At 52.4% G+C, this 8,408-nt stretch carries 10 protein-coding genes; 7 read left to right on the top strand and 3 right to left on the bottom strand.

The features are described from left to right. A partial coding sequence (locus tag ABJQ89_RS04085; protein ID WP_348494993.1) for a bile acid:sodium symporter occupies positions 1–403 on the bottom strand: 403 nt, incomplete at its 3' end. A gap of 423 nt (positions 404–826) precedes the next feature. Between ABJQ89_RS04085 and ABJQ89_RS04090 the strand changes: the two genes are divergently transcribed. Then, positions 827–1,216, top strand: coding sequence for a KTSC domain-containing protein (locus ABJQ89_RS04090; RefSeq protein ID WP_348494994.1), 390 nt, complete (start codon positions 827–829; stop codon positions 1,214–1,216). Continuing rightward, positions 1,216–1,962: a DsbA family protein gene (locus ABJQ89_RS04095; RefSeq protein WP_348494995.1), complete on the top strand. Its 747-nt coding sequence runs from the start codon at positions 1,216–1,218 to the stop codon at positions 1,960–1,962. Before ABJQ89_RS04090 ends, ABJQ89_RS04095 begins: the two co-directional genes overlap by 1 nt. Here ABJQ89_RS04095 and ABJQ89_RS04100 read toward each other — a convergent pair. Beyond that, on the bottom strand, positions 1,959–2,750 hold the full coding sequence (locus ABJQ89_RS04100) for a ferredoxin--NADP reductase (RefSeq protein ID WP_348494996.1): 792 nt from the start codon (positions 2,748–2,750) through the stop codon (positions 1,959–1,961). The two genes, ABJQ89_RS04095 and ABJQ89_RS04100, sit on opposite strands and share 4 nt — an antisense overlap. A 16-nt stretch (positions 2,751–2,766) precedes the next feature. Further along, positions 2,767–3,105 carry a ferredoxin FdxA gene (gene fdxA, locus ABJQ89_RS04105; protein WP_348494997.1) on the bottom strand — a complete coding sequence of 113 codons (339 nt, stop codon included), beginning with the start codon at positions 3,103–3,105 and terminating at the stop codon, positions 2,767–2,769. 124 nt (positions 3,106–3,229) lie between these two features. Here fdxA and ABJQ89_RS04110 point away from each other — a divergent pair, with 124 nt between their 5' ends. The 5 genes from ABJQ89_RS04110 to ABJQ89_RS04130 all read left to right on the top strand — a co-directional run bounded on the left by ABJQ89_RS04110 (position 3,230) and on the right by ABJQ89_RS04130 (position 8,239). Next, the gene (locus ABJQ89_RS04110; protein WP_348494998.1) at positions 3,230–3,520 is read left to right on the top strand and encodes a DUF971 domain-containing protein; all 291 of its coding nucleotides are present in this window, start codon (positions 3,230–3,232) and stop codon (positions 3,518–3,520) included. A gap of 59 nt (positions 3,521–3,579) precedes the next feature. Next, positions 3,580–5,325 carry a fumarate reductase/succinate dehydrogenase flavoprotein subunit gene (locus tag ABJQ89_RS04115; protein WP_348494999.1) on the top strand — a complete coding sequence of 582 codons (1,746 nt, stop codon included), beginning with the start codon at positions 3,580–3,582 and terminating at the stop codon, positions 5,323–5,325. 11 nt (positions 5,326–5,336) lie between these two features. Beyond that, positions 5,337–5,579: a ferredoxin family protein gene (locus ABJQ89_RS04120; RefSeq protein WP_348495000.1), complete on the top strand. Its 243-nt coding sequence runs from the start codon at positions 5,337–5,339 to the stop codon at positions 5,577–5,579. 6 nt (positions 5,580–5,585) lie between these two features. Then, entirely contained in the window at positions 5,586–6,548 is a 963-nt protein-coding gene (locus tag ABJQ89_RS04125; RefSeq protein WP_348495001.1) for a HEAT repeat domain-containing protein, read from the top strand. A gap of 314 nt (positions 6,549–6,862) precedes the next feature. After that, entirely contained in the window at positions 6,863–8,239 is a 1,377-nt protein-coding gene (locus ABJQ89_RS04130; protein ID WP_348495002.1) for an ABC transporter substrate-binding protein, read from the top strand. The last annotated feature ends 169 nt before the right edge of the window (positions 8,240–8,408 follow it).

Raw genomic sequence — 8,408 nt, forward strand, 5'->3', positions numbered from 1 at the left:
CGGTTTTGGTGATATCGATTTCAATCGCATCAGCGCCCATGAAGGCGTCCATGGACAGCGCGAGGACGATTGGCACGGTAATCGCGCTGAGCAGGCTGATAACGGCCGTGAGCGTAACAGAGAGCGCCACATCGGCGCGGGCGAGTTTGGAGACCACGTTGCTGGTGACGCCGCCAGGGCAGACCGACAGGATCATCATGCCAACTGCGATTTCACCCGTGATGCCAAAGGCGAGGATCAGGGTGTAGGTGATGATGGGAAGCAAGATGACTTGGTTCACGGCGCCGATCAGAAAGGCGAGCGGGCGCTCTGCGACGCGTTTGAAATCAGCAGGCGAGAGGCCAACGCCAAGCGAAAACATGATGAAAGCGAGGGCAAGTGGAAGCCCGACTGAAAGTAGCATAGTCCAAGCCCCTCCCAAGGCGCGGTGTGGTGCAGGCTATTTAGATAGGAATGGCGGGTCGAGGCACGTGTTTATTGAGCAATTTGGACAAAACCTAACGTCAACAGTGATCGCGGTCAGTACAGTAAGACCACTGCGAGGTTCGCTCGATGTGATAGGAGCGCCGCAAGACGGGCGTTTTCGTCAACGTTGCTTCGGGTCGAACCGCAGATTTTTGTCGAAATGACTTAATTTGTTGTTTGTTACTAGGTTGGGTGACCGCGATTGCAGCTGTTTGTTTTCATCGTGCATACGCAAGATTTTTGATCAAACGCATGGATTGGAGCGAAGAAATTGTTCGCTACGCGAAAAACCCGCCTTTCCAGTCTGTGTTTGCTTGCTCTGTTGGCGGTGCGCTTTTCACCATCACAGGGGCGAGCCTGATTGTCTTTGGTTCAGCGGGAAATTTTGCGCCTATTTGAAATGGAAAGTTCTTGGATGTCTGAAAAGCGGGCCACTATTCGGAGGTCAAACCTCTTAGGAATGTTGATTTCAGCATACCAAGATGCTTTCCTGACGATGCCTGCAGATCAGAATAGAGAACGCACAGAGGTTCAGTCCCGTTCAATTGTTTCAGTTGCATATCTGCACGCATCGAAATCCCTACAAATCGAGTACTTAAGTGGTTGGATTTATGAGGCGCGCAATGTGCCAGCCGCGCTTTATGCGCAGCTCATGCAAGACGACGACTTCGATCGGGTGTTTTACACTCAGATTCAAAACAAGTTCCCTATGGATCGTATAGGTCGCTTGTGGCCGGTATGTGGCTGGTGATGAGGGGCGTTCGGCATTTCGGCAATCGCCTGCTTCGATCCATTCGGATTTTTTCGTTAGCTTCGCTTTTTGCGGCGTCCCAGCTCAATGCGAACCCAGCGGTGATAGATGAGGCGTTTGGCGAAAAAGTGCGCGCCTATTTGTTGGAGAACCCTGAGGTCATTTTAGAGGCAATGGCGCTTTTGACGGCGCGCGAGGAAGAGCGCACAACGCGCGCGGCGCTTGCGCCCTATGTTGCGACATTGTTTGAGACCGATTTGGATTTGCGGATGGGATCGCCAACCGCATCGCGTGTGGTCGTTGAGTTTTTCGATTACAATTGTGCGGTTTGCAAAGCGAATATGCCAGCGATGGCGGCCTTTGTTGCAGCCAATCCTGACGTTGCAATTGTCAAAAAACACTTGCCGATTTTGTCCCCGGGCTCAGAGCGCGCTGTGCGGTTTGTGCTGGCGGCGCGCGCCGTTTACGGGCCAGAAGCTTACGCGGCTTTGCATGATGTGATCTATGCGCGATTTGGCCCTCTGAGCCTCGCGAAGCTAGAGCGATATGCGGAAGAATTGGAGTTGGACCCAACGCTGATCGTGGCCGGAATGCAAACCGCGGAAATCAGCGCGTTGATTGATGAACACCGCACAATTGCAGTGGCTTTGGACATAAAAGGGACACCCACGTTTGTGTCCCCTAGCCGCCTTCATGTTGGCACTGTCACGACTGATCTCCTGAAAGATCTAGCCGGCGACATTTAATCAACGAAGGCTTTTTCCACGACGAATTCGGCCGGATTGCTGTTGGCGCCTTCGGTCAATCCTTGGGCTTCACATAGGGACATGATGTCTTTGTTGAGCGCCATGGAACCACATATCATAATGCGATCTTCAGCTGCGTTCCATTGCGGCAGCCCCAGCTTTTCAAACACTTCGCCAGAACGAATGTGATCACTGATACGACCCTCATTGGCAGAGGGTTCACGGGTTGTTGTCGGATAATAATGCAGCTTGTCACCGACCAATTCCCCAATCAATGGATCGTCTGGCAAGGCCTTAGCCAAAGCGGCACCATAGGCCAATTCAGCCTTGGTGCGGCATGTATGGGCGAGGATCACCTGATCGTAGGCTTCATATGTTTCGGGATCGCGCAGCAGGGATGCAAAGGGCGCGACGCCCGTTCCTGTGCAGATCATCCAAAGGCGCTTGCCCGGTAACAAGGCATCGAGCACCAATGTGCCGACCGGTTTCGGGCGCAGGATAATTTCGTCGCCTTCTTCGATTTTCTGCAGGCGGGATGTCAGGGGGCCGTTAGGAACTTTGATTGAATAGAACTCCAGCTCTTCGTCCCAAGACGGGGACGCGATGGAATAGGCGCGTAACAAGGGCTTGCCGTCATCTTTGAGCAACCCGATCATTACAAATTCACCCGAACGAAATCTGAGCGATTTGGGGCGCGAAACCCGAAAAGAAAACAGCGTGTCTGTCCAATGATTTACGGACGTTACGGTTTGCGCGTCGGGAAGCGTTTTTACAGCTTGAACATTCATAGCAGCTTTCAATCCTTTAAGCCTGTACGGCGGGTGCTTCGGAAAACAGTGTTTCAAATTTATTTGGTGTACCATCGTGGTCATCGGCATCAGGCAAAGGCTCTTTCGAGCTTAAGATCACTGGCCAAAGAGCCGCATACTTGGTGTTCATTGCGACCCATTTTTCGGCGTCAGGCGCTGTGTCTGCGATAATCGCATCTGCAGGGCATTCCGGTTCGCACACGCCGCAATCGATGCATTCGATGGGATCAATCACCAGCATGTTTTCACCCTCGTAGAAGCAGTCAACGGGGCAAACGTCCACGCAGTCGGTGTATTTGCAGGCAATACAATTGTCGGTCACAGCATATGTCATTCGGTCACTTTCCAGCTTGTTGAGACACATTTTCCAGAAACCAAATCTGCTGTCCGTCAACTAATTGCTATTGGCAAATTCTGCGCTGCGGCAACCTCAAGAAAAGCAACACAGCGGGGGCCGAATGCTCGATTCTTTACAAGTGACTGATGATCTAATGCGCCTTAAAATTAACTGGTTGGAGGGAGAGCCGTCAGAATTGACCGCTCAAACCTTGCGCCAAGAAGCGCGTGATGCGGCCTCTGTGCGGGCGCGTTTTGACAACGGTGCTTTTGCAGTTGCAGCAGACATTCAAATTACCGCGCTCGAACAGATCGGCGCGCATGGTGTGAACATCCATTTTTCAGACGGACACAACCGCGGCATCTATCCTTTCGTCTATTTGCGCGAATTGAGTGACCGCTTTGACAACTAACTGACATTCGCATGCTGCGACGCGGCGCATGCTGAACAAAACCTATTGGAGATTCTCACATGGACGACATCCTCGACGGCATCGATCAGATCGACTGCGACATCCTTGTCATTGGGGGAGGCACTGCTGGCCCTATGGCTGCGTTGAAAGCCAAACGCAAAAATCCAAACGCCAATGTTGTGTTGCTGGAAAAGGCACATGTGAAACGCTCTGGCGCGATTTCGATGGGCATGGACGGTCTGAACAATTCGGTCATTCCAGGCTACGCGACGCCTGAGCAATATACAAAAGAGATCACCATCGCCAACGATGGCATCGTCGATCAAGCGCCGATCTATCGTTACGCCGAAGAGTGCTACGGCATTATCCAAGAGCTGGATCAATTCGGGATCCGCTTTCAAAAAGACCAGAACGGTGAATATGACGTCAAAAAGGTCCACCACATCGGCACCTATGTTCTGCCGATGCCAAACGGAGATACAGTTAAGAAAGCGCTGTATCGTCAGTTGCGCAAGGCGCGGATCAATATTTCCAACCGTTTCATGGCAACGCGTTTGCTCACGGGTGAGGGCCGCGTTGCTGGCGCCATTTGTGTCAACACGCGCACCGCTGAATTCCTAGTAATCCGCGCCAAGGCCGTGATCATGTGCTTGGGCGCTGCGGGTCGTTTGGGATTGCCCACCTCCGGCTATCTTTACGGCACATATGAAAACCCGACGAATTCAGGCGAAGGCTATTCCATGGCGTATCACGCCGGTGCGGGCCTTGCGAACCTTGAGTGCTACCAGATTAACCCCCTGATTAAGGACTACAACGGTCCGGCCTGTGCCTATGTGGCGGGCCCATTGGGCGGATATACAGCCAATGCGCAAGGCGATCGGTTTATCGAATGCGATTACTGGTCAGGTCAAATGATGCAAGAATTCTACGATGAATTGCAGGGCGGTAAGGGCCCAGTTTATCTGAAGCTGAACCACCTCGCCGAAGAAACCGTGTCTGAAATCGAGCGCGTTTTGCATATTGTTGAACGCCCGACACGCGGGCATTTTCACGAAGGACGCGGTACTGATTATCGCAAGCAAATGATCGAGATGCATATCTCCGAGATAGGGTTCTGCTCTGGTCACTCTGCCTCTGGTGTGTTCGTGGACAAGAACGCGGAGACCACGTTGAAGGGTCTTTATGCGGCTGGCGATATGGCCAATGTCCCTCATAACTACATGCTGGGTGCCTTCACGAATGGCGCGATTGCTGGAACCGAAGCCGTTGATTTCATTAAGGACGTTGATTTCGCCGAATTCGATATGGGCGAAGTTGAAAAAGAGCGTGAGCGCGTCTTGGCACCAACAAAGCGCGACGATGGTATCCCGCCAAACCAGATCGAATATAAAACGCGTCGTCTTGTGAACGACTATCTTCAGCCGCCAAAAGTGACGGCCAAAATGTTGACCGCTCAGGCGCGTTTTGAAGAAGTGCGCCATGCTATGGAAACCGAGATGGTTGTTAAAGACAGCCACGAATTGATGCGTGCGTTGGAAGCATCATCTGTGATGGATTGCGCGGATATGGCGGCGTCTGCCTCGCTTTATCGCACGGAAAGCCGTTGGGGTTTGTACCACAACCGCGTCGAGTATGAACAAAACAACGAAGATTGGTTCTGCCATACGATCATGACCAAAGGCGAGGATGGCAAGCCGTCCAGCACCAAGAGGGCTGTTGAGGATTACATCGTTCCGCTCGATGAAAAAGACAAAGTTGCCTACGCCAATCAGCGTGTCACTTCCGACACCGTGGCCGCAGAATAAGGACGAATACTATGCCTCTCGCACAAACTTCTACCGCTGTTCCCGTTGTCGTCGACGATGCACTTTGCATCGCGGACAAAGGGTGCACTGTCTGCGTCGATGTCTGTCCTTTGGATGTGCTGCGCATTGCCGTTCAGGATGACGGAACCAAGACAGCTTATATGAAATACGATGAATGCTGGTACTGCATGCCCTGTGAGACGGATTGTCCAACAGGGGCTGTGACAGTGAATTTGCCCTTCTTGCTACGGTGATCTGACATGGCTGCAATATTTGATGACTTTAGCGATATCGAGGAACTGGCAGAGGATCTGAACGATCCCTCTGCTGGTGCACGGATCATGGCTGTAATGGAATTGGCGGACAGTGCCGATCCGGCAGCAATCCCTTATATCGCAAGCGCAATTACCGACGAAGACGCAGGCGTTCGCTTGCGCGCGGCGACTGTTTTGACCGATTTCGATGGTCCTGAAACATCGGCTGCTTTGGTGATCGCATTAACAGATGTCGACGAAGATGTACGCAAGGCTGCAGCGACCAGTCTGACGGAACTCAAAGACCCAGAGGCGGGGGCGCCTTTGCTCCCCTGCATTGAATCAACGGATGAATTTGTGAAGATTGCAGCGCTGGGTGGGCTCAAAGAACTGCGCCGCCCTGACGCGTTGGCCCCCGCGATAAAAGCGTCGCAGGATAGCTCGCCCGCAGTGCGCGCAGCGGCGGTTCAGGTCATTGGCTGGTTGCAGGACGAAACGGCGTTACCTGCCATGATGTCAGCGGCCCGTGATGCGGATGCCCATGTTCGGCGCACAGCGGTTGCGACCTTTGGATTTACCTCTGGTCCCCATGCGGAAGCGGCGTTGATCAAAGCGCTAGGGGATGACAACTGGCAAGTGCGTGAAGCGGGTGCTGAGACCCTCGCAAAGGCCGGATCGGCCGCTGTTCAAGATGAATTGATCTCTGCATTGGACGACGAATACTGGCAGGTGCGTCTAAAGGCCGTCCGATCACTGGGCAAACTTGGCCTGAAGGCAGCGGCGCCAAAAATTGGCCCGATGATGACGTTGGACATTCCAAATCTGCGCAAAGAATGTGCAGCAGTTTTGGGTGAATTGGCCGATCCAGGCAGTGTCGTATTTCTGCAAGACTACCACGATGACGCCGACCCTGATGTTCGCAAAAATGTACGCTGGGCGCTCGATAAAATCGCCCAAGGCGCCGCCTGACAGAGCTAAAAATCGCTGGATGTTGAAGGTCACCAAGGGTTCCTTGGTGACCATTTCTGCGCTCAAGAGATTCGATCTAAATCATTGAAATATAATAATAAAAACTAGATTAAGAATCGGGCATTGGTCCGATTTTTTTACTTTGAGCGGGTGTTTTTTGGCACTTACGCCGCAAAGCCGCGTAAATTTTTCGCACATGCAGAATTTCCGTTCACAAAGCCTGTTTTGGACATCGCTTTCGTAGACTTGAGCCATCCGATGTCGGGATACTCGGTGCAATAACAAAACCAAAAAACCGACAGATGGAGACGACTATGACAATGATGACTAAACTCGGCCTACCTCTTTTGGCAGCTGGCCTCACGTCGCTTGGGGCGAGCGTTTCGGCTGAAACGATCCCGATCGCTGTGGGACACCAGTCGATGTGTACCGATACTTATACGGCTGGCATTGTGATCAAAGAGTTGGGTTTGCTTGAAAAGCATTTGCCGACAGATGGCGCTTATGCCGATGCTGAATACGATATCAGCTGGGCCGATTACAGCTCGGGTGGTCCAATCACCAACCAGATGCTGGCCAACAAGTTGAACTTTGGCGTGATGGGCGACTACCCTTTGATCGTTAACGGAGCAAAGTTCCAAGAGACCGACAGTCTGCGTACACTCTATGTCGCTGGCACAGGTTATAATCTGAAGGGTTCGGGCAACGCGATTGTTGTTCCTGTTGAAAGCGATATCCATTCCATCACAGAACTGGCTGGCAAAGAAGTATCTACGCCTGTTGGCTCTGCGGCTTGGGGCATGTTGCTCAAGGCGATGCAGGACAATGGCATCCCCACAAGTGAGTATGTGTTGAAGAACCAAAGCCCTGCCGTTGGCGCTGCAAACATTGCGGCCGGCAAGATCGACGCGCATTCTGACTTCTGCCCTTGGTCAGAGATCATGGAATTCCGCGACACAGGTCGCAAAATCTATGATGGTTCTGAAACGGGCGTGCCTTATCTGCACGGTGTCGTGGTGCGTGAAGACTTCGCGAAAGAATATCCAGAAGTCGTGACGGCGTTTGTTAAGGCGGTCTATGAAGCTGGCGAATGGATCCGCGAAGATCCAATGCGTGCTGTGACGATGATGGAAGGCTGGACCGGGGTCGAGAAAGAAGTTCTGTATCTCTACTTCTCTCAAGGTGGTCACCTGACGCTTGATCCGACGATCAAAACGGCTTGGGTCGAGGCGCTTGAATTCAACCACGGTGTCTTGGTGAACGAAAAAGCCATCCCATCCTTGGATTTTGATGCTTGGATCACTGAAGATTACGTCAAAGCAGCCTATGAAGATCTGGGCGTGGATTACGCCGCAGAGCAAGCCATGTTGGTGGACCCTGAAATGGCCAACGAAGGTCTTCCGCTCGAAATTTGGCATGCCCGCGAAGGTATTTTGACCTTTGAAGATGCGCCTAGCTTCTTGACTGCGATGGCGGGCATTCAGGCCGAAGCGTCCAAGGTGAATTCTACCTATGTCTATGACGTCGACACTGGGCTGAAATTGTTTGGCAAGACGGCCTTCTGGGTTCAGTCAGGCGAAGATTTCACAACCTTCCTGCGTAAAGGCGAAGCCGAAGAGTTTGCATCCGCAAACAACGGTGCCTTGATCACTTTTGAGGATGCTGTCGCAAGCTTCATCCCCGAAGGCTGATTTGAAACAACCCAAGCCGCATCTGTGTAGACGCGGCTTGGGTATTTTTGGGATCAAACTTTAAGGATCACACCCGTGTCGCAAAATGCCGTAGCAGCCAAAGAAGATATCGAAACGCCCTTGCCTCAAGGTTCGGCCGTTCCACAGATAAAGCCAGCTCCGCAAAAAG

This window comes from Planktotalea sp., from assembly GCF_039984035.1.
Taxonomy (GTDB): Bacteria; Pseudomonadota; Alphaproteobacteria; order Rhodobacterales; family Rhodobacteraceae; genus Planktotalea.

Bases quoted from the DNA above. Each gene is read 5' to 3' on its own strand.
- ABJQ89_RS04125 (WP_348495001.1), top strand. From the start codon at position 5,586: ATGGCTGCAATATTTGATGACTTTAGCGATATCGAGGAACTGGCAGAG.
- ABJQ89_RS04095 (WP_348494995.1), top strand. From the start codon at position 1,216: ATGAGGGGCGTTCGGCATTTCGGCAATCGCCTGCTTCGATCCATTCGG.
- ABJQ89_RS04120 (WP_348495000.1), top strand. From the start codon at position 5,337: ATGCCTCTCGCACAAACTTCTACCGCTGTTCCCGTTGTCGTCGACGAT.
- ABJQ89_RS04115 (WP_348494999.1), top strand. From the start codon at position 3,580: ATGGACGACATCCTCGACGGCATCGATCAGATCGACTGCGACATCCTT.
- fdxA (WP_348494997.1), bottom strand. From the start codon at position 3,105: ATGACATATGCTGTGACCGACAATTGTATTGCCTGCAAATACACCGAC.
- ABJQ89_RS04130 (WP_348495002.1), top strand. From the start codon at position 6,863: ATGACAATGATGACTAAACTCGGCCTACCTCTTTTGGCAGCTGGCCTC.
- ABJQ89_RS04100 (WP_348494996.1), bottom strand. From the start codon at position 2,750: ATGAATGTTCAAGCTGTAAAAACGCTTCCCGACGCGCAAACCGTAACG.
- ABJQ89_RS04110 (WP_348494998.1), top strand. From the start codon at position 3,230: ATGCTCGATTCTTTACAAGTGACTGATGATCTAATGCGCCTTAAAATT.